Genomic DNA, 20,084 nt, shown 5'->3' on the forward strand with positions numbered 1-20,084 from the left:
CTTCCAACCGGAGTGGCAGATGGTACAAAGACTGGCCGGCAAGACGGCCTTGATCACCGCGGCGGGCCAGGGCATCGGCTACGCGGCCGCCGAACTGTTCGCGCGCGAAGGCGCACGCGTGATCGCCACGGACCTGCGCATCGACGCGCTGGCGGCGCTGCCGGTCGAGGCGCGCAAGCTCGACGTGCTCGACGCCGCGGCCATCACGGCGCTGGCGCAGGAACTGGGCGCGATCGACGTGCTGTTCAACTGCGCGGGCTTCGTGCACGCGGGCTCGATTCTGGAAGCGAGCGAAGAAGACTGGGACTTCGCGTTCGATCTGAACGCGAAGGCGATGTACCGGACCATCCGCGCCTTCCTGCCGGCAATGCTGGCGAAGGGCGGCGGATCGATCATCAACATGTCGTCGGCGGCGTCGAGCGTGAAGGGCGTGCCCAACCGCTTCGTCTACGGCGCCTCGAAGGCCGCTGTGATAGGGTTGACGAAGGCCGTGGCCGCGGACTTCGTGACGCGCGGCATCCGCTGCAACGCGATCTGCCCGGGCACCGTGTCGTCGCCGTCGCTGGAGGAGCGCATCGCCACGCAGGCGGCGGCGCAGGGCACGAGCGTGGACGCGGCGCGCGCTGCGTTCGTTGCGCGCCAGCCGATGGGGCGCGTGGGCAAGCCCGAGGAAATCGCGGCGCTCGCGCTCTACCTTGCCTCCGACGAATCCGGTTTCACGACCGGCCAGGCGCATGTGATCGACGGCGGATGGTCGAACTAGTTAGCCCGAACCATCGCCCCAGGCGATTCTGACCGACTGCAACGCACAGACACACGAGGAACACAGACGATGAAACTGCTTCGCTATGGCCCGAAGGGCCACGAAAAACCGGGCCTGCTCGACGCCGAAGGCCGCATTCGCGCGCTCTCGGGCAACGTGGCCGACATTGCGGGCGACGTGCTCTCGGACGCTGGCCTCGCGCAACTGCGCTCGATCGACCCGGAAACGCTGCCGCTCGTCGAGGGCAATCCGCGTATCGGGCCCTGCGTGGGCCATATCGGCAAGATGGTCTGCATCGGCCTGAACTATGCCGATCACGCCGCCGAGTCGGGCATGCCGGTGCCGGGCGAGCCGGTCGTCTTCAACAAGTGGACGAGCGCCATCGTCGGCCCGAACGACGACATCGAGATCCCGCGCGGCTCGAAGAAGACCGACTGGGAAGTCGAACTGGGCGTGGTGATCGGCAAGCATGCGAAGAACGTGAGCGAGGCCGATGCGCTCAACTACGTGGCGGGCTACTGCGTGATCAACGACGTCTCCGAGCGCGAATGGCAGATCGAGCGCGGCGGCCAGTGGGACAAGGGCAAGGGCTTCGACACCTTCGGCCCGACCGGCCCGTGGCTCGTCACGCGCGACGAAGTGGCCGATCCGCAGAACCTCTCCATGTGGCTCGAAGTCGACGGCCATCGCTACCAGAACGGCAGCACGCGCACGATGATCTTCACGGTCGCGAAGCTGGTTTCGTATCTCTCGGAGTGCATGAGCCTGCAGCCGGGCGACGTGATCTCCACCGGCACGCCGCCGGGCGTGGGCATGGGCGTGAAGCCGAACCCCGTGTACCTGAAGGCGGGGCAGACGGTGCGCCTTGGCATCGAGGGCCTGGGCGAGCAGCAGCAGAAAACGCGCGCGGCCGAGTAAGCGCGCCTGAAGACACACGAAAAAGCGCGCGAGGGGAGGCGGGATACACCCGCTTCGCCTCGCGCGCTTCGTTTTACGGCGCGGACCTTTCAGTTCGTCGGACTTTTGTCTTCCGGCCCGCTGCCTTCCGCGAGCCGGTTCACCGTCCCCTGCGCGAGCGCCACGAGCTTTTCGTCGCCGTTTTCCATCACGTACACGCTGCACTGGCAGGTGGCCTGGTGGCGCCCCGCGTGCACCACGCGCGCCCGCGCCATCAGCGTGCCCTTGAGCGCCGGGCGCAGATAGTTGATCTTGTATTCCCCCGTCACCACCCGCGGCCCGAGCGCCAGCGCGCCGGCGAAGGTCAGCGCGTTGTCGGCGAGATAGCTGATCACGCCGCCATGCACGTAGCCGTGCTGCTGCTTGAGGTCGTCGCGTACGGGCAGGCGCAGGGTCAGCTCGTCGGCTCCCACGTGGGTCAGTTCCGTTCCGAGCAGCACGCTGAACGGTTGGGCGTGCAATGCGCCGCGTGCGCGGTCCACAAGATCTGTCATCGTCGCGTTCCCTGGGTCTATCCCCGAGTGGTTTCCTAACCACTCTAGGAAGCCACAGCGTCGAGTCAAGGTGAATCGAATCGAGTCGGCATTCTATTGTTGCGAGAAATGCATGGAATGGCCGTGCAACCATTGCCGAAATGATCCGTTGCGCATTTTGGGGCGTTTTTTCACGGTTTAGGGCTCAAAAACCGGGGTTGCGTGGCCGTAAACGCAGTGCGGGCCCGAGCGATCACATGCTCGCGCCTCACTCATTCACTGCCATCCAGGTGTCCCGATGTTCAGCAAGATCAAGGTCGCATCCGGCCTGTTGTGTGTCCTCGTCGCGTTCTGTGTACTGCAACTCGTGACCGCAGGACTTGGTTACTGGTCGCTCACGCGCACGCACGACGACGTGGCCGACCTCTCGAAAGTGGCGTTGCGGCAGGCGAGCGCCGCCAACGTCATCACCCAGCAGTTGATGGACGCCCGTATCAATCTCTCGCGCGCGGGCACGCGCATGGTCCGTGGCGGCACGGTGCCGACCGACATGGTCAATCACGCGCGCGACCAGCTGGCCGCCGCCGATACCACGTTCGCGGCGCTCATGGCCGTACCGCCGATCAACGACGACAACCGCGCGCGCGTCGCCGCGCTCGGCGAGCGCTACCAGGTGTACCGCAAGGCGCTCGGCGAGCTGATCGACGACCTCAACGGCAACAATCTGCAGGCCTTCCTCGACCAGCCGACGCAGTCGTACCAGGACGCCTATCTCGCGGAGCTGCACGCGTTCACGCAGTTCAACGCCGCGGCGAGCCGCGCTTCGCTCGATTCGATCGACTCGCGCCTCGCGCTCTTCCAGGGCGTGGGCATCGTCATCCTGCTCCTGCTGATCGCGCTCGCGACCGGCGTGCACTTCGCGCTGCGCCGCGGTGTGGTGGCGCCGCTCGAGGAAGCAGGGCGCCATTTCGACCGCATCGCACGCGGGCGCCTCGACGAGCGCATCGCCGCGCGCGGCGAGAACGAGATCGGCCGGCTGTTCCAGGGCCTGTCGCTGATGCAGTCGAGCCTCGCGCGCACGGTCCACACCGTGCGCGAAACGGCGGGCTCGATCAACGTGGGCGCCGACGAGATCGCCACCGGCAACGCCGATCTGTCGGCGCGCACCGAATCGCAGGCGGCGTCGCTCGAGCAGACGGCAGCGAGCATGGAGGAACTGACGGGCACCGTGCGCAACACGGCCGAGAACGCGCGCGAGGCGAACGCGCTGGCCGAGGCGGCGCTCGACGCGACCGCGCGCGGCGGCGCCGTGGTGGGCGAGGTGGTCGAGCGCATGCGCGGCATTGCGCAAAGCTCGGACAAGATCGCGGAGATCATCGGCGTGATCGACGGCATCGCGTTCCAGACCAACATCCTCGCGCTCAACGCGGCCGTGGAAGCGGCGCGCGCGGGCGAGCAGGGCCGCGGTTTCGCGGTCGTGGCGGGCGAGGTGCGCGGACTCGCGCAGCGCAGCGCGCAGTCGGCCAAGGAGATCAAGACGCTGATCAGCGAGTCGGTGTCGCAGATCCGCGGCGGCTCGGAGCTGGTGGAGCGCGCAGGCGAGTCGATGCGCGAGGTGTCGAACTCGATCTCGCGGGCCACGCAGATGATGGCGGGGATCAGCGCCTCGTCGCTCGAGCAGAGCACGGGCATTGATCAGGTGAATCAGGCCGTTTCGCAGATGGACCAGATGACCCAGCAGAACGCGGCGCTCGTCGAGGAGGCCGCGGCTGCCGCGGCTTCGTTGCATCAGCAGACGCGCCAGCTTTCCGAGGCTGTGGCGGCGTTCGAGATTTCGCCGGCGGTGCTGGCGGCCTGAATGGGCTTGAACTGCCGGAACGGCTTTATCGCTCCGGCTGGCGGGCTTGCGCCCGCCTGCCTCGGCGCTTCGCGCTATTGCGCCTCAGACGCCCATGCCCTGGTAGGCCGTCAAGAGGTGATACGGCGTCGTGGACGGCATGTCCGCGCGCGCCACGTCGCCGTTTGCGCTGCGGCATTCCACCCAGCCCTGCGGCGTGAGAAAGCGCGGCGCGAAACGGCCGATCTGCGGCGCGAGCGCGGCGCGCACTGCGGCGTCGCCGTGCGTGGCGAGCGCGCGCAGGTATTCCGTTTGCGCCCAGATGCGCTGCGTCGCATCAATGACCCGGCCCTGCTCGTCGAGCGCGGCCGCCACGGCGCCCGTTTCCGGGTCCACGCCGTGCCTCTGTGCAAAGACGAAGGCGCGCGCGAGCGCTTCGTCCAGTCCTGATGCGCCCAGCCGCGCGCCTGCGCGCGTTGCCAGCCAGAACCATTCGAACTGATGTCCGGGCTCGAGGCGGTTGTCCGCCGCGCCGATCGGCAATTCGGCGATGCAACCCGTCGGCGCGTGCAGGAAGCCGCGTGCGAGCGCCTCGACGAGACGCGTGATCGCCGTGTCGAACGCGCTGTCGCCGGTCGCTTCGCTCGCCGCGAGCCAGGCTTCGGTGAGGTGCATGAGCGGATTCTGCAGCGGGCCGCCGGTGACGCTCGCGAAGGACGCGTCGAGCGCCGCGTTGAGCAGGCCGTCGCGGGCCGCGAAGCGGTCGACGATCAGCGCGGACGTTTCGCGCGCGACGTCGAGCGCCTCGGCCGCGCCGAAGCGCTGGCCGTAGGCCGCGGTGGCGAACACCACGAAGGCGTGCGTGTAGAGATCCTTGGTGGTGTCGAGCGGCGCGCCGGCTGCGTCGACGCTATAGAACCATCCGCCGTGCTGCGGGTCCCGATAAGTGTGGCGCAGGGTTTCGAAGAGCGTTTGCGCGTGCGCGGCGTCGCCGGCCTGGGAGAAGACGAAGAGCTGGCGGGCGCACGCCATCGCGCGGTAGCGCGTGACGGGCAGCGGCTGCGCGCCGGCCGCATCGAGCGCCTCGTAGGGCAGGCGCAGTTCGGCATTGAAGCCCGGGCCGCGCCACATCGGCAGGACGACGCGGTCGAAATGCTCGCGCAGGCTGGCTGCGCTCGTAGGTGTGTTCATGGCGTAAAGGTGCGGCGAAGCGCGTCGCATCAAAAGAGCAATGCCGGCGATTGTACGCATTCGCGCATGGCACGGACATTCCGGCCCGCCGCAGCGCGTTTGCCCACGACAACAAGACCCGGAGGGTAATAACAATGATCGGAAACTGGGAACTCATTGCGCGCCTGGTGCTGGCCGCGCTGCTCGGCAGCGTGATCGGCTTCGAGCGCGAGCGGCTTTCGTGGGCGGCGGGGCTGCGCACCCATATGCTCGTGAGCGTGGGCTCGGCGCTCATCATGCTCGTCTCGGCGTACGGTTTCGCCGACGTCCTCAAGGACGACCACGTCGTGCTCGATCCTTCGCGGATGGCGGCGCAGGTCGTCTCGGGCATCGGCTTTCTCGGCGCGGGCTCGATCCTGCTGCGCGGCGAGATCGTGCGCGGCCTCACGACGGCGGCGAGCCTCTGGTCGGTCGCGGCCGTGGGCCTCGCGGTGGGCGGCGGGCTCTATACGGGCGCGATTGCCGCGACCGTCATCATTCTCATCATCCTCGCGGGCATCAAGCCGCTCGAGCGGCGCTTCATCACGTTCCGGCAGCGACGCCAGCTCACGCTGCTGGTGAGCCGCGGCGCGCTCACGTTTCACTCGCTGCACGACGCGCTCGGCACGTCGAGCCCGCGCGTGAAGCAGTTCGTCGTGCAGCAGAGCGACGACTCGCCCGAGCTGGACGAGGTGATGATCACGCTGAGCCGCGTGTCGTCGACGGAATACGAGGCGATTTGCGCGACGCTGCGCCGCCTGCCCGACGTGAAGGACTTTCGCGAGGACGGCGCAGCGGGTTGACTGCGCGGGGCGCCGGATCGATGCCGGCTGGGTAAGTCGGGGCAGAGCCCCTGGCCGCGCGTTCCGGCATGCGACAATGCGCGTTCGAACCAGAACACGAGGACGTCGCCAAGCGGCCGTGACCGGCCGGCGCGCGACGCGAACCGCATCGCTGACCCATGGCTGATTACGCAGATACCGCATCCTTGAGCTCTTCGCATCCCGAACGCAACGCGCCGTGGCAGCCCCGCGCGACGTCTGCGTCGTCCGACGTGACTGAATCCCCGCTTGCTGTCGAATCCGACGCTCCGCACGCGCTTGCCGGCGAGGAACTCGCCGCCGTTGCCGAAGCGGATGCCCCTGTGCGCCAGGGCACGCTGAGCGGCTTCGAAAGTCCCGAGTCCACTCAAGCGGTGGCGGCGCCCGTCGACGAAGCCAGCGCGGCGAGCCCTGTTGCGGCTGCAACGACCGCGCGCCGCGCGCCGCGGGCGAAACGTGCCGCGACGCCTGCCGTGGCCGAGGCGGCGGAGCCGGGCGTTGGAGCGGTCCAGGAACCGGCTGGCGCAGCCTTTGTCGCCGAGCCGTCGTTTGCCGCCGGCCCTGCCGAGCGCGTGGAGCCCATTGGGTTCGCGTCCGAAGCGGCGCAGGCTGCCACCGAGCCGGACACGCTCGCGCAGCGCCTCGACGCGCTCCAGGGCGCGCTCGCCGAGCAGCGCCGCATGGCAGTCGCCTCGTCGCGGCAACAAAAGTGGGTGCTCGCCGCTGCTTCGGTGGCGGTGCTCGCATCGGTCGGTTTCGGCATTGCGCAGTCGGTGCGGCTCGACAGCCTCGCAAACGAATCCCGCGCCGACGAGGCGCGCCTCGAGCAGTTCATCCTGAAGCAGCAGTCCACGCTCGACGACCTGTCGCAGCGCGTGGCCGCGCAAACCGCGGCGGCCGCCGCAGCTGCTGCGGCCGCGACCGCCGCCGCGGAAACCCCGGCGGCGGCGCCCGCACGCATGTCGTCCAGGGCCGCCCCCGCCAAGGCATCGCCGGCCCCCGCACGCCGTGCCGCGGCGCATGCCCCGCATACGGCTCACGCGAAAAGCGCCCAGAAAGCCACGCGCTGACCGGCTTCGTCCGGCGATCCCGCCCCTGTATCCGAAATCTCGAAGCGTTGTATTGCTGCAACGCATTGATTGCGCTCGACCCTGTGCGACGGCGCGTCGCAGATTTTTTGCTGCGCTGCACTAGCGTTGCCCTAGGGAAAACCCTATAATTCGTTCTGTCTTAAGGGAAAACCCTGAATTGCAGCCTAACTGGGAGTCGCCATGAGCTTCATCTTTGCCCTGTTCCAAAAGGTAAGCGACCTCTTCGCGTCGCCGTATCTGCCGATGGATTCGGAATACTCGTACGAAGCGCGCCACCGCGAAGCCGAGCGCGTTCGCCGTTCGCACTACATGCCGTTCGGCATGCCGCGTGACTGATCGAAGCTGAGGCGCTTCGGGCGGCGCGCGCCGTCCAACGCGTTTCTCCGGTCAGACCGCCAGGTCTTCAAGCAAGGCCGGCTCTCGCAAGAGAGCCGGCCTTGCTGCGTTTGGGGCGGCTGCAAGCCGAAGCCGTTTCGCCTCGCGTGACGGCAGCCGCGCGCGGCTCGTGTCATAGTGATGCCGCTTCGAAATCGCTACGCCTCATCATGTCCAATACCTACTTCTACGACCCCGCCCAGGGCCATGGCCTGCCGCACGATCCATTCAAGGCGATCGTCGCGCCACGCGTGATCGGCTGGATCTCCAGCCGCGCGAAAAGCGGCGCGCTCAATCTCGCGCCCTACAGCTTCTTCGGCGCGTTCGCCACGTTTCCACCGATCATCGGGTTCTGCAGCGAAGGCCGCAAAGACAGCATCAGCAATATCGAAGAGACCGGAGAGTTCGTCTGGAATCTCACGTCGAAGGCGCTGGCGCTGCAGATGAACCGCACCTCCGCGCCGGTCGCCGCCGACGTCGACGAATTCGCGCTCGCCGGCCTCACGGCCGCGCCGGGCCGCAGCGTGGCGGTGCCGCACGTGGCCGAGTCGCCGGCCGCGCTCGAATGCAAGCTGCTGAAAGTCGTGCGGCTCAACACGCTCGATGGCGCGCCCATGGACAACTGGCTCGCGCTCGGGCAGGTGGTGGGTGTGCACATTCGCGAGGAATTCCTGAAGGACGGCCTGTTCGACACGCACGCCGCCCAGCCCGTGATGCGCGCGGGCTATCGCGCCGACTACGCACAGATCGGCGAGATGTTCCAGATGGTGCGGCCGGGCGCGTAAGCCGCTGCGGGCGTGCGCTTCGGGATCAACGGGGCGCGGCGTTGCCGCGTCCTGTCCGCCCGCCGATAATGGCCGACAGCGCGAGGCGCGCAAGGAGGCAACTCATGCAATCTCCGACAGGATCGGTGGTGGCGCTCAGCTCAGCCGCCTCGACGATGTTTTCGATCGGCATGATCGCGCTGGGCTACTGGGGGCTGCACGAGCCTTCGGCCTGGCGCATTGGCGACCGGGTGGTCGTCGGCATCGCGCTCGCGGGCTTCGCCTGCCTCGGCAGCGTGCCCTGGCTCGCCACTTCGCCCGCGAAGCCCAACGACGAGTCGCGCTTTCTGATGGCGCGCCGTGCCTTTCTTTGCGGTGCGGCCGCGGTGTGGGTGTCTATCGCGCTCTCGCTGGCGTTGTGACGCGCGCATCGAACGCGAGCAATTCACCCGCCTGTGACTGGCTACACCCATTGGGCCAGGGATTGCTGTTGCGGGCGTGCAACTCAAGCAACACATCAAGGCTCGTTATTGATTTCGCCGCACGCGCCCAAGGCCGCATCGCAGCGCAATTGCTGCAATTTTGTGAAAGATTATGCCAATCCCAGGAAGAAACCGTTCTTAGCGGGCCGGCTTTTGCGCTTCTAAACTAGCGCCGCGTTTCCTTCCATCTCAAGCAAACACGGGCTATCCCATGAAGAAAGTTTCCATTGCCGCTGCCGTTTGCGCAGCGTTTGCGGCGTCCGCTGCCCACGCGCAGAGCTCGGTCACCCTCTACGGCCTGGTCGACGCGGGCATCGCCTATACGAACAACGTTGCCACCACTCAGAATGGCCTGCCCGGCCACGGTAGCGGCCGCGTCGCACTTGCAAGCGGCAATATCAGCGGCAGCCGCTTCGGCCTGCGCGGTGCGGAAGATCTCGGCGGCGGTCTCAAGGCTATCTTCGTGCTCGAAAACGGCTTCAACGTGAACAACGGCGCGCTCGGCCAGGGCGGCCGCATGTTCGGCCGTCAAGCGTTCGTCGGCCTGAGCACCGATCAATACGGCACCCTCACGATGGGCCGCCAGTATGACTCGATGGTCGACTACGTGGCGCCGCTGTCAGGCACCGCGGGCACGTTCGGCGACGCGGGCTTCGCGCACGTGTACGACAACGACAACCTGCAACATACGGTCCGCTTCAGCAACTCGGTGAAGTTCTCGAGTATCGACTACGCCGGCTTCAAGTTCGGCGGCATGTACGCCTTCAGCAACAGCACCAGTTTCGCCGTCGATCGTGCGTACAGCGCCGGTGCGAGCTACAACAACGGCCCGCTGCGACTGGCCGCGGCCTACCTCCAGATCAACGGCTCGGCGGCGGCGAGCAGTCCGTCGGGCGCGGTAAATCAGAACGTTGCGGCTGACCCGAGCGAGTTCAAGTCGACCGCGGGTGGCGGCAACCTGACGGCGGATGTGCAGCGCACAGTCGGTGCAGGCGTCGGCTATACGTTCGGCCCGGCGGCGGTCAACTTCGTCTATACGCACAGCCAGTACCAGAACACGTCCGCGTTCGGCCTGAACGCGGCGAGCGGTTCGACGCACTTCGACAACTATGAACTGAACGTCAAGTACGCACTCACGCCGGCGCTGAATCTCGGCCTCATGGATACTTTCACGGACGGTCATCTGAACGGCGTGAGCAAGTCGAACGTCAGCTCCGATCCGAAGTGGAACCAGGTCAACGCGATTGCGCGCTACTCGCTGTCGAAGCGCACGGAAATTTACGGTGAAGCGATGTACCAGCACGCGATCGGTGGCAACAACGTCGCAGTGATGTACAACGCCGGTGGTTTCTCGGGGACGAGCAATCAGGTGATGGGCGCGGTCGGCATGCTGACCCGCTTCTAAGCGTCCATTAGAACCCCATCCTGCGGCGGTCGGGGGTGGATCGTTGCAGCAGGACTGCGAGGCAGTCAGTGGATATCGCAGTCTGCTACAAGGTAAGTCATTGGCCCGCCGCCTCGGCGGGCCTTTTTCATGTGCAGGCGAGGCAGGGCACGAGCTATCCAGTCGCGATGGAGGAATGCCGGCCTTGTTCGGCAAGCTTCGCATTTCCTTCTCGTCGAACTCGCGGGTAGGCGGGCGTCGTCGTGCCGGCTTGATCATCTCGAGCCCTTTAGCCTCGTTCCCGTTCATGCCGGACATGCGAAGAAAGGGGCGACCGGCGTGGGCGACCGGCGAGGGCGACCGGCGAGTTTGGTACGATGCACGCTTTGCCAGCCGACCCTACCTGCCGCGTGAAGCGTTACGTGCCGTTGATCCGCGATCGAATCGCGATGTCTTTTTCCCGCCTGAAGCCCGCCGCCGCGCGGCTTGGCGCGCTTGCCCGCTCGCTCGGCGCGCGCGCGCTGCACCACCTGCGGCATCCCACGCGGCGCGGCGTCCTCATGACGATTGGCGCGGTGCCGGCGCTCGTCCTGCTCTACGTGCTTGTGCTGATTCCGTTCACGCCGAGCATTGGCGACATCCGCAAGGCGCGGGTGGACGAACCGGCCCAGATTCTTTCCGCCGACGGCAAGGTGCTCGCCGAGTTCAAGCCCTCGAACCGCGAATGGGTGCCGCTCGCACAGATCTCGCCGCACATGGTCGATGCGCTGATCTCCACCGAGGATCACCGTTTCTACGAGCACCACGGCATCGACTTCAAGCGCACGGCGGGCGCGGCGCTGCACACGTTCTCGGGCGAGCGCCAGGGCGGCTCGACCATCACGCAGCAACTCGCGCGCAATCTTTATCCCGATGAAATCGGCCGCGCGCCCACGCTCACGCGCAAGATCAAGGAAGCGATCACGGCGTTCAAGATCGAGGCGGTGTACAGCAAGCAGCAGATTCTCGAGACGTATCTGAACACGGTGCCGTTCCTCTACAACGCCTACGGCATCGAGATGGCGGCGCGCACCTACTTCGGCGTTTCGGCCGATCAGCTCGACATCCTGCAAGCCGCGACGCTCACCGGCATGCTCAAGGGCAACGCCTACTACAACCCGGTGATCAACCCCGAGCGCGCGCTCGCGCGGCGCAACACGGTGCTCGGCCAGATGGTGAAGTACGGCAAGCTCAGCGAGGCCCAGTACGCCACGCTCTCGAAGAAGCCGCTGCGCCTCGACTTCGAGCGTCAGACCGAGCCGCCCGGCCCCGCGCCGCACTTCGCGCTGCAGCTGCGCAAATGGCTGATTTCCTGGGCCGACCGCAACGACTACAACATTTATTCGGATGGCCTCGTGGTGCGCACCACGATCGATTCGCGCCTCCAGCAGATGGCCACCGCCGCGCTGCGCCAGCACACGAACCAGCTGCAGGGCATCGCCAACGGCGCATGGAGCGGACGCAACGGCTGCGTGGCCGGCAACGACCTGTTCGCGACCTTCATGCGCGAAACGCAGGACTACAAGAGCGCTCGCGACGCCGGTGCGAACGACGCCGACGCGCTCAAGCAACTCGCTGGCGACCGCACCTTCATGCGCAACCTCTGCAAGAGCAAGACCGCGGTGGAGGCGGGCTTCCTCGCCATCGACCCGCGCAACGGGCAGATCAAGGCGTGGGTGGGCAGCCGCGACTTCACCGACGAACCGTTCGACCACGTGCAGCAGGCGCGCCGTCAGCCGGGCTCGACGTTCAAGCCGTTCGTGTACGGCGCGGCCTACGCGGCGGGCGCGAAGCCGAGCGACACGTTCATCGACCAGCCGGTGGAGATTCCGCTGGCGGGCGGCGAAATCTGGAAGCCGACCGACGACGTGCCGGCGAGCAATCGCCCGATGACGCTGCGCGACGCGATCGCGTTCTCGCGCAACCGCATCACCGCGCAACTGATGCAGACGGTGGGCCCGGACAAGGTCGCGCGGCTCGCGCGCGCGATGGGCGTGCGCGACAGCCAGCTCGACCCGGTGCCGTCGCTCGCGCTCGGCACGAGCCCGGTCACGTTGAAGGAGATGGTCTCCGCGTACAGCACCATCGCCAACGACGGCGAGTATCTCGAACCGCGCATGGTCACGAGTATCGAGGACCACAAGGGCAACGTGCTCGCGCAGTTCGAGAGCGCTTCGCCCGAGCGGGCGCTTTCGGCAGAGGCGGACCGCACGCTGCTCGACACGATGCGTGACGTCGTGAACCGCGGCACGGGTGCGGCCATCCGCTCGCGCTTCGGCATTCGCGGCGACGTGGCGGGCAAGACCGGCACGACCCAGGGCAACACGGACGGCTGGTTCATCCTGATGGACCCGCAACTCGTGGCGGGCGCGTGGGTGGGCTTCGACGACGGCCGCGTGACGCTCGACGACTACTGGGGGCAGGGCGCGCGCAGCGCGCTGCCGATCGTCGGCGACTTCTTCCAGCGCGCGCAGCGCTCGCGCCTCGTCGATCCGCGTGCGCGCTTCAACACCGAGGTGACGCCGGGCGCGTTCGAAACCTTCCGCGAGAACCTGCGGGCGTGGATGGACAAGCTGTTCGGCAAGCACGAAGCGCCGCCTGCGGCCCCGCCGGTGCGGCATGCGCCGCCGCCGCGCGTGAGCGCGCCGGCACCGGCCTCCGTGCCGGCTGCGGCCTCGGAGGCGGGGGCGTCGGCGCCTGCGGAGGCATCGGCACCGTCTGCCGCTTCGGCGGCAGCCGCGGAATCCGCGGCGCGCGCGATCATGGGCCTGCCGCCGATCATCGGGCCGTCCAGCGCGCCGGCGGCGCTTGCCCCGCAGCCCTCGTATCCGGCGCAGGCGCCGGCGCTTGCGCCGACCCCGACGCCCGACGAGGCGGACCCTGACACGCCGGGCGCGAGCGCCAGCTACACGCCGCCCGTGGCCCAACCGCAGCAGGGGCAATGAGCGGGGCGTCGTGCCTTTAACAAAAAAGGCAGCGTCTCGTGACGCTGCCTTTTTAATTTGTTGGGCACTGCGAATCATGCCCTGAAGGTGCTACGCGTGCGTTACTCGCGCACCTTGAACACGGAAACGAGTTCGGTGAGCGCTGCCGCATGATCGTTGAGCGCGGCGGCGGCGCGCTCGGCGTCGCCCACCAGCGCGGCGTTCTGCTGCGTCGCCGCGCCGATCTGCGAAACCGCGATATTGACCTGCTCGATGCCGCCCGACTGTTCGCGCGAGGCCACGCTGATTTCGCCGATGATCGAGCGCACTTCATCCACGCGCGCGACGATGCCGCGCATGGTCGTGCTCGCTTCGCCGGCAATGCGGTAGCCCGTCTCGACCGTCGACGACGACTCGGTGATCAGCGCCGAGATTTCCTTCGCGGCCGCCGCGCTGCGCTGCGCGAGCGCGCGCACTTCGCTCGCGACCACCGCGAAGCCCTTGCCGTGCTCGCCTGCCCGCGCCGCTTCCACGGCCGCGTTGAGCGCGAGAATGTTGGTCTGGAACGCGATGCCGTCGATCACGCCCGTGATCTCGGCGATCTTCTGCGATGCGCGGCTGATGTCGTTCATCGTTTCCACGACGCGGCTCACGGCGCGCCCGCCGTCGAGCGCGGCTTCGGCTGCGCTCGTTACCACGGTGTTGGCGCGCGTCGCGTGATCGGCATTCTGCTGCACGGTCGAGGTCAGTTCCTCCATGCTCGCCGCCGTCTCCTCCAGGCTGCTCGCCTGGCTCGCGATGCGCGAAGCGATCTCGCCGCTGCCCTGCGCGATGCGCGAGGTGTCCTCGCTCATCTGCGCCGTGGCGCTGCGCACCTGCGCGACGATCTGCGCAAGGCCCACGCCGATGCCGTCGATGGCGCGCGTGAGGCGGCCGATCTCGTCGGCGCCCGCCGCGCCCTGCGCGTTTGCGGCACTGCCATTGCCATTGCCGATGCCGTTGCGGCTGTCGTTGCCGATGCGCACCGTGAGGTCGCCCGCGGCGAGCTGGCCGGCGGCTTGCGCGGCGGCGTCGAGCGGCCGGCTCACGAGGCGGCGCGCCGCGTAGATCGACAGCGCCGCGAACAGCGCGACCAGCACGAGGCCGATGGCCGCAAAGCGGTCGCGCGTGGCGTTCACCTCCGACATGATCTCGTCGCGCACGGCCACGCCGCCCACGAGCCATTGCCACTGCGGCACGCTCACGAACGAGACGAACTTCGCGCGTGCGTCGCCCTCGCCGCGCGTCGAGTCGGCGGAGGTGTAGTCGAGCGTGCCTTCGCGCGCTTCGAGCATGCGCGACCAGGGCGCGTCGGCGTCGTCGTAGTGTTTGCCGACGGCGCTCGGGTGCACGAGGAAGGTGCCGCGCGTCGGGCCGTTCGAAGCATCCATCACGAAGTAATAGCCGCTCTCGCCGATCTTGAGCTTGGCGATTTCGCTCTTGAGCGCATCGATCTGCGCGCCCACGTCCACGCCGACGAACAGCGCGCCGATCACGTGGCCGCTCGCGTCGAGAATCGGCTTGTACTGCGTGATGTACTGCTTGCCGAACAACTGGGCGAGGCCGGTATAGGTGCGGTTGGCCATCACCGGGCCATACGCGGGGCCCTTGCGGTCGAGCAGCGTGCCGATCGCGCGCGAGCCGTCCTGCTTTTTGAGCGAGGTGGTCACGCGCACGAAGTCGTCGCCGCTGCGCGCGAAAACGGTAGCGATTTCACCGCTGCGTGCGAGGAACTGGTCGGGGATTGTGAAGTCCAGGTTCAGCACGTGGTCGCCGGACTTGAAGACCGGCGTGGCCTTGCCGCCAATGTCGACTGTCTGCGTGGGGTCGAGCGTGAAGGCGCCGGGCAGGAAGCTCTCGAAGAGCTGCATGGCGCGGTCGACTTCGGCTTCGAGCGCGCCGTTGATGAGCGAGATCGACGAGGCGACCGCCTGATCCTTTTCGGCAATGCGCGAGCGCACCTGTTCGCCGACCTGCGTTGCCGCCGAATGCGTGATCGCCCACGTGAAGGCTGCAAATATGGCTGCGACGAGCACGCACGATAGCAAGGCGAGGCGCACGCCGACGCTCGCGCGGCTTGATAAGCGTGAAAGCATGAATTCGGTTCCGGAAAGAGCTTGTAAAGAAGGAACCTGCGCCTTCGAGGCGCTGGCATGACGCATTACGGCGCGCGCGCGCGATCCTTTAGGGCTAGAACCGAAAAACCTTACAATCGCGTAAAGATTACCGATGGATTACGCCATTTCGGTGTGCAGATTGTGGGATATTTCGGAACCCTAAATAACATCGCCACAAAGAAAGGGCGCATCAAGCGCCCTTTCGTTATGTTTATCGCGATACGTCGCTCGCGCTGTGCAATCCTCTGCGCGGCCGTCAGCGGCGGCCCCGCCACGTTCTGAGCAAGAGCGCGTTGGTCACGACGCTCACGCTGGAAAACGCCATGGCCGCGCCCGCGAGCATGGGGTTGAGCAGGCCGAAGGCCGCGAGCGGAATGCCGATCAGGTTGTAGAAGAACGCCCAGAACAGGTTCTGCTGGATCTTGCGCCACGTGCGCCGCGAAATATCGATTGCGGCGGCAACGAGCGCGGGGTCGCCGCGCATGAGCGTGATGCCTGCCGCGTGCATGGCGACGTCGGTGCCCGTGGCCATGGCGATGCCGATGTCGGCGGCGGCGAGCGCCGGCGCGTCGTTGATGCCGTCGCCGGCCATCGCGACGATGCCGCCGCTCCTGATCTTGAGGTCGCGGATCGTGCGTGCCTTGTCGTCGGGCAGCACCTGCGCGTGGACTTCGCCGATGCCGAGCTGCGCAGCCACGGCCGCGGCGCTGCCCGCGTTGTCGCCGGTCACCAGCACGCTGCGGATGCCCATCGCCTCGAGGCTCGCAATGGCTTCGCGCGCCGTGGGCTTCACGGTGTCGCCGAAAGCGAGCAGGGCGAGCACGCCGCCGTGCGGTTCGAAGAGCCACGACACCGTATTGCCCGCCTCTTCGAGCGGACGCGCGCGGGCCGCGAGCGCGGGCGGCACGGCGAGCGCCAGTTCGTCGAGCCAGCGGCCGCTGCCGATGGCGAGGCGCCGGCCGTTCACTTCGGCCTCCACGCCGCGCCCGGGCACCGCACGCGCATGAACGGCGACGGCCAGGGCGCCCGGCGCCTGGGCCTGCGCTTCATACGCCTGCACCACGGCCTTCGCGAGCGGGTGATCGCTGTGCCGCTGTACGGCGGCGGCGAGCGCGAGCGCCTCGCCGCGCACGAGTCCTTCGGCCGCTTCGAACGCGGTGAGCGAGGGCTGGCCGAGCGTGAGCGTGCCGGTCTTGTCGAAGGCGACCACGCTCACGTTGTGGGCAGTCTCCAATGCTTCGGCGTCCTTGATGAGTACGCCGTGGCGCGCGGCCACGCCGGTCCCGGCCATGATCGCGGCAGGCGTGGCGAGGCCGAGTGCGCACGGGCAGGCGATCACGAGCACGGCCACGGCGTTGAGGATCGCCGTTTCGGCGCTCGCGCCCGCGAACAGCCAGCCGCCCAGCGTGATGGCGGCGATCACGAGAATCGCGGGGACGAACACGGCGCTCACGCGGTCGACGAGACGCTGGATCGGCGCTTTTTCGGCCTGCGCGCTTTCGACGAGACGAATGATGCGCGCGAGCGTGGTTTCCGCGCCGATAGCCGTGGTGCGCACGGCGATCGCGCCTTCGCCGTTGATCGAGCCGGCCGTGACGGGATCGTCGGGCGCTTTCGGCACCGGCAGGCTTTCGCCCGTGATGAGCGATTCGTCGATGTGGCTGCGCCCTTCGAGCACGACGCCGTCCACAGGCAGGCGCTCGCCGGGGCGCACGACCACCACGGTGCCGACGCGAACCTGAGCGAGCGGGACTTCACGCTCCTCTGCGTTGGCGCCATTTGCGCCATCGACACGGATGCGCGCGCGATCGGGCCGCAGCGCATTGAGGGCGCGGATCGCGTCGGTAGTCTGGCGCTTCGCGCGCGCTTCGAGCCACTTGCCGAAGCGCACCAGCGTGATGACCACCGCAGAAGCCTCGAAATACAGGTGCGCCATGTCGCCGGGGTGCGCGAGCATCGCATAGACGCTCGCGCCGTACGCGGCCGAAGTGCCGAGCGCGACCAGCAGATCCATGTTGCCGGCGCCGGCGCGCACGGCCTTCCACGCGGCGCGGTAGAAGCGCGCGCCGAACACGAACTGCACGACGCTCGCGAGCGCCAGCTGTGCCGCGGCGGGCAGCATCCAGTCGAGGCCGAGCCAGTGGCCGAACATCGGCAGCATGAGCGGGGCCGTGAGCACGGCCGAAATCAGCACGGCGCGCCATTCGCGGCGCGCCTCGTCGCCGGCGGCAGCGCTTTTCGCCGGGGTGGCGGCGTCTTCGTCGGCGGCGAGCGGCGTGGCTTCGTAGCCGGCTTTCTTGACGGCGGCGACGAGCAGGTCCTGCAATTCGCCCGTGAGCGGCGAGCGCGTGTTTACGGTGGCCTGCTCGGTGGCGAGGTTGACGCTGACGCCGGCCACGCCGGGCACGCGCGCGAGCGCCTTCTCGACGCGGTTCGCGCACGACGCGCAAGTCATCCCGCCGATGGCGAGCGTGGTGGCTTCCGTGGCGACAGGCACGGCTTCATAGCCGGCCTTTTCGACCGCGGCGACGAGCGCGGCGGGCGCGACGCCGCCGCTGGCCTCGACGGTGGCCTTTTCCGTGGCGAGGTTGACCGAGGCGCGCGTGACACCCGGGACCTTTGCAAGCGCTTTCTCGACGCGCATGGCGCACGAGGCGCACGTCATGCCGTGGACTTCGAGTTCGGCCACGGCGGTATCGGTGCGTTCTGCAACGAGGGGTTCATTCATGATGGGGTGCGAGCACTGGCTGTCATCGATGTTACGCAGTATCTACGTTCCCATCATGGGAAGGTCAAGGGGCGCGACACTACGCCTCTTTCGTTTCAGAGGGAAGTCCTGAGCGCAAGCTCTCCGCCTGTAAGGCAATATTCCACGCCACAGTCTTTTCAGGCCCATGCGCGAGCGATACGATACCAACCGGCGGCATTGGCGCCTTGCCGCGCGCAGACTACGGCCCTGGGGGGGCCCGCGCGCGGAGTGGCCAGCCGGTCGACGTCACTTCATGGACCGCCCGCACCGAATACAACCAACAAATGACAACAATACATCGAGCATTCTCTACGTACCGTAGCTGCTCTGCGCTTGCCTGCCTTGCCCTGATTGCCGGATGCGCCTCGGCGCCGGGCGACGTTGCGCCGAAGAGCAACGGCTGGATGAAGGACGAAGTCTCCGACTCCTATGTGTTCGGCTATCCGCTCGTGCTGATGGACGTGGCGCGCGAAGCCGCCACCGGCAGCGGACCCGGCCAGGCCGCGCCGAACACGCTGCGCCACGCGCAGTCGTTGCCGCCCGTCGGGGCCTCGAGCCCGCCCGAACCCAACCTCGACACGCTGACTTCCAGCGGCTGGCTCGACGTTTCGAGCGAGCCGGTGCTCGTCACGCTGCCCGACACGCATGGCCGCTACATGGACGCACGCGCGCTCGACATGTGGACGAACGTCGTCTGGTCGACGGCCGCCGCGCAGACCGGTGAACGTGTCAGCGGTCTGAAAGCGCAAACGATTGCATTTGTTCCGGCCGGCTGGAAGGGCACGCTGCCTGCGCGCGTGAAGCGCGTCGACGTGTCGACGCGCTACGTGTGGTTCCTCGCGCGCATCCAGACGCGCGGCGGCGCCGACCTCGCGGCCGTACGGCGGCTGCAGCACGGCCTGCAGGTCACGGCGCTGTCCGGCTGGGACGAGCGCAGCGCGCGCGGCAAGGCCGGCGCGCGCGGCGGCCGCGGCAACGAGCCGAGCGGCGCTACGCAGAGCGGCGATCCGGCGGCGCCGGGCACGCCGTCCGCCCAGGTCGCGGCGCTCGACGCGCACGGTTTCTTCGACCGGCTCGCCCTGGCGCTGGAAGACAACCCGCCCACGGCGGACGACGCGCACGCGCTCAAGATTCTCGGCGACATCGGCGTACACCCGGGCGACCCGGCGCAGCTGCCCGCGGGCGCGAAGGACGCCGCGGTCGTCAAGGCCGGTCTCGCCGATGGGCGCACACGCGCCGCGACGCCGCCGCCCAACCTGCTGGCGGGCAACGGCTGGCTCTGGGTGGGCGACGACGCGGGCAACTACGGCCCCGACTACTCGCTGCGCGCCTACGCGGCGTACACGTCGCCGGGCCTGCCGACGACCCGCGACGAAGTGCGCGCCCGCGTGAGCCAGGACAGCGACGGTCATGCGCTCAACGGCGCGAACCGCTACACGATCCACTTCACGGCGAAGCAGTTGCCGCCGGTGCGCGGCTTCTGGTCGATCACGGCCTATACGACCGACGGCGCGCTCGATGCCGATGCGCCCGTGCGCGTGGCGTTCGGCGACCGCAGCGGCGCACGGCGCAATCGCGACGGCTCGCTCGACGTGCAGGTGAGCGCCGAGCGGCCGCGCGGCGGCGCGAACTGGGTGCCGGCGCCGCATGGCGACTTCCGGCTCGTGATGCGTCTCTACGCCGCCAAGCCGCAGGCGACCGATGGCAGCTGGCAGCCGCCCGCCGTCGAGCGGCAGTAATGGCTGAACCGGGCTGAACCAGGCGTTGGCGGGCCGCTGTCCCGCCAACGTTTTTTTTGCGCCGCATAAGCCCGTTCGAGCGCGCCACGCCCGGCTTCTCCGCCCGCGCTTTCATGCGTCGCGCAACACGCGCGACGGACTCCCCGCATTCGCCGGGCCATCGTCTTTGCGCTGTTACTTCTTGTTGCGCAATACCTGCGCCGCGGGCGGCGTTTTCCCGCTGTCCGATCTTCTATCGGACCTATACTTCCGGCTGTCGGCATCCCCGGATTTCCGACATCAGACCCACATCCCGCGGCGGGCCTGTTGCCGCCTCATCCG

General features: G+C 67.9%; 15 protein-coding genes. 11 read left to right on the forward strand and 4 right to left on the reverse strand.

The genetic code is table 11. The features are described 5' to 3' along the window. Positions 1–19 precede the first annotated feature (19 nt). Both AB4Y40_RS19990 and AB4Y40_RS19995 read left to right on the forward strand, forming a co-directional pair. A complete protein-coding gene (locus AB4Y40_RS19990) occupies positions 20–763 on the forward strand; it encodes an SDR family oxidoreductase (protein ID WP_368689244.1) in 744 nt (247 codons plus the stop codon). A 69-nt stretch (positions 764–832) separates the two neighbouring features. Continuing rightward, positions 833–1,681, forward strand: coding sequence for an ureidoglycolate lyase (locus AB4Y40_RS19995; RefSeq protein WP_342918499.1), 849 nt, complete (start codon positions 833–835; stop codon positions 1,679–1,681). A gap of 89 nt (positions 1,682–1,770) precedes the next feature. Here AB4Y40_RS19995 and AB4Y40_RS20000 read toward each other — a convergent pair whose 3' ends face one another. Further along, the gene (locus tag AB4Y40_RS20000) at positions 1,771–2,214 is read right to left on the reverse strand and encodes a PaaI family thioesterase (protein WP_069261437.1); all 444 of its coding nucleotides are present in this window, start codon (positions 2,212–2,214) and stop codon (positions 1,771–1,773) included. 277 nt (positions 2,215–2,491) lie between these two features. On the opposite strand from AB4Y40_RS20000, the gene AB4Y40_RS20005 reads away from it, so the two are divergent. Next, entirely contained in the window at positions 2,492–4,051 is a 1,560-nt protein-coding gene (locus AB4Y40_RS20005) for a methyl-accepting chemotaxis protein (RefSeq protein ID WP_368689245.1), read from the forward strand. Positions 4,052–4,135: 84 nt separating this feature from the next. On the opposite strand, the gene AB4Y40_RS20010 is transcribed toward AB4Y40_RS20005, so the two are convergent. Beyond that, the gene (locus AB4Y40_RS20010) at positions 4,136–5,221 is read right to left on the reverse strand and encodes an AGE family epimerase/isomerase (protein WP_368689246.1); all 1,086 of its coding nucleotides are present in this window, start codon (positions 5,219–5,221) and stop codon (positions 4,136–4,138) included. A gap of 134 nt (positions 5,222–5,355) precedes the next feature. Here AB4Y40_RS20010 and AB4Y40_RS20015 point away from each other — a divergent pair, with 134 nt between their 5' ends. The 7 genes from AB4Y40_RS20015 to AB4Y40_RS20045 all read left to right on the forward strand — a co-directional run bounded on the left by AB4Y40_RS20015 (position 5,356) and on the right by AB4Y40_RS20045 (position 13,140). Continuing rightward, complete coding sequence (locus AB4Y40_RS20015; RefSeq protein WP_368689247.1) at positions 5,356–6,042, forward strand: MgtC/SapB family protein; 687 nt, start codon at positions 5,356–5,358, stop codon at positions 6,040–6,042. Positions 6,043–6,293: 251 nt separating this feature from the next. Further along, positions 6,294–7,130 (forward strand): hypothetical protein, encoded by an 837-nt coding sequence (locus tag AB4Y40_RS20020; RefSeq protein WP_368689248.1) that lies wholly within the window; start codon positions 6,294–6,296, stop codon positions 7,128–7,130. Between the two features lie 201 nt (positions 7,131–7,331). Continuing rightward, on the forward strand, positions 7,332–7,487 hold the full coding sequence (locus AB4Y40_RS20025; RefSeq protein WP_165822904.1) for a hypothetical protein: 156 nt from the start codon (positions 7,332–7,334) through the stop codon (positions 7,485–7,487). Between the two features lie 209 nt (positions 7,488–7,696). Beyond that, a complete protein-coding gene (locus AB4Y40_RS20030; protein WP_368689249.1) occupies positions 7,697–8,311 on the forward strand; it encodes a flavin reductase family protein in 615 nt (204 codons plus the stop codon). A gap of 104 nt (positions 8,312–8,415) precedes the next feature. Further along, on the forward strand, positions 8,416–8,712 hold the full coding sequence (locus tag AB4Y40_RS20035) for a hypothetical protein (protein ID WP_368689250.1): 297 nt from the start codon (positions 8,416–8,418) through the stop codon (positions 8,710–8,712). A gap of 271 nt (positions 8,713–8,983) precedes the next feature. Then, positions 8,984–10,177: a porin gene (locus AB4Y40_RS20040; protein ID WP_368689251.1), complete on the forward strand. Its 1,194-nt coding sequence runs from the start codon at positions 8,984–8,986 to the stop codon at positions 10,175–10,177. Between the two features lie 428 nt (positions 10,178–10,605). Continuing rightward, on the forward strand, positions 10,606–13,140 hold the full coding sequence (locus AB4Y40_RS20045; RefSeq protein ID WP_368689252.1) for a transglycosylase domain-containing protein: 2,535 nt from the start codon (positions 10,606–10,608) through the stop codon (positions 13,138–13,140). A 101-nt stretch (positions 13,141–13,241) separates the two neighbouring features. Here the strand turns inward: AB4Y40_RS20045 and AB4Y40_RS20050 are convergent, their stop codons facing one another. Together AB4Y40_RS20050 and AB4Y40_RS20055 are read right to left on the reverse strand one after the other, a co-directional pair. After that, positions 13,242–15,254, reverse strand: a complete 2,013-nt coding sequence (locus AB4Y40_RS20050; protein WP_368689253.1) for a Cache 3/Cache 2 fusion domain-containing protein — start codon at positions 15,252–15,254, stop codon at positions 13,242–13,244. Positions 15,255–15,531: 277 nt separating this feature from the next. Continuing rightward, complete coding sequence (locus AB4Y40_RS20055; protein ID WP_368689254.1) at positions 15,532–18,003, reverse strand: heavy metal translocating P-type ATPase; 2,472 nt, start codon at positions 18,001–18,003, stop codon at positions 15,532–15,534. Positions 18,004–18,308: 305 nt separating this feature from the next. Here AB4Y40_RS20055 and AB4Y40_RS20060 point away from each other — a divergent pair, with 305 nt between their 5' ends. Further along, the gene (locus AB4Y40_RS20060) at positions 18,309–19,763 is read left to right on the forward strand and encodes a DUF1254 domain-containing protein (RefSeq protein ID WP_368689255.1); all 1,455 of its coding nucleotides are present in this window, start codon (positions 18,309–18,311) and stop codon (positions 19,761–19,763) included. The last annotated feature ends 321 nt before the right edge of the window (positions 19,764–20,084 follow it).

Source organism: Paraburkholderia sp. EG287B, from assembly GCF_040965595.1.
Taxonomy (GTDB): domain Bacteria; phylum Pseudomonadota; class Gammaproteobacteria; order Burkholderiales; family Burkholderiaceae; genus Paraburkholderia.

What these genes read in the sequence shown, in the direction of transcription:
- AB4Y40_RS19990 (WP_368689244.1), top strand. Translation starts at nt 20, where the DNA reads ATGGTACAAAGACTGGCCGGCAAGACGGCCTTGATCACCGCGGCGGGC.
- AB4Y40_RS20060 (WP_368689255.1), top strand. Translation starts at nt 18,309, where the DNA reads ATGACAACAATACATCGAGCATTCTCTACGTACCGTAGCTGCTCTGCG.
- AB4Y40_RS20055 (WP_368689254.1), bottom strand. Translation starts at nt 18,003, where the DNA reads ATGAATGAACCCCTCGTTGCAGAACGCACCGATACCGCCGTGGCCGAA.
- AB4Y40_RS20030 (WP_368689249.1), top strand. Translation starts at nt 7,697, where the DNA reads ATGTCCAATACCTACTTCTACGACCCCGCCCAGGGCCATGGCCTGCCG.
- AB4Y40_RS19995 (WP_342918499.1), top strand. Translation starts at nt 833, where the DNA reads ATGAAACTGCTTCGCTATGGCCCGAAGGGCCACGAAAAACCGGGCCTG.
- AB4Y40_RS20010 (WP_368689246.1), bottom strand. Translation starts at nt 5,221, where the DNA reads ATGAACACACCTACGAGCGCAGCCAGCCTGCGCGAGCATTTCGACCGC.
- AB4Y40_RS20005 (WP_368689245.1), top strand. Translation starts at nt 2,492, where the DNA reads ATGTTCAGCAAGATCAAGGTCGCATCCGGCCTGTTGTGTGTCCTCGTC.
- AB4Y40_RS20025 (WP_165822904.1), top strand. Translation starts at nt 7,332, where the DNA reads ATGAGCTTCATCTTTGCCCTGTTCCAAAAGGTAAGCGACCTCTTCGCG.
- AB4Y40_RS20050 (WP_368689253.1), bottom strand. Translation starts at nt 15,254, where the DNA reads ATGCTTTCACGCTTATCAAGCCGCGCGAGCGTCGGCGTGCGCCTCGCC.
- AB4Y40_RS20035 (WP_368689250.1), top strand. Translation starts at nt 8,416, where the DNA reads ATGCAATCTCCGACAGGATCGGTGGTGGCGCTCAGCTCAGCCGCCTCG.
- AB4Y40_RS20000 (WP_069261437.1), bottom strand. Translation starts at nt 2,214, where the DNA reads ATGACAGATCTTGTGGACCGCGCACGCGGCGCATTGCACGCCCAACCG.
- AB4Y40_RS20045 (WP_368689252.1), top strand. Translation starts at nt 10,606, where the DNA reads ATGTCTTTTTCCCGCCTGAAGCCCGCCGCCGCGCGGCTTGGCGCGCTT.
- AB4Y40_RS20040 (WP_368689251.1), top strand. Translation starts at nt 8,984, where the DNA reads ATGAAGAAAGTTTCCATTGCCGCTGCCGTTTGCGCAGCGTTTGCGGCG.
- AB4Y40_RS20015 (WP_368689247.1), top strand. Translation starts at nt 5,356, where the DNA reads ATGATCGGAAACTGGGAACTCATTGCGCGCCTGGTGCTGGCCGCGCTG.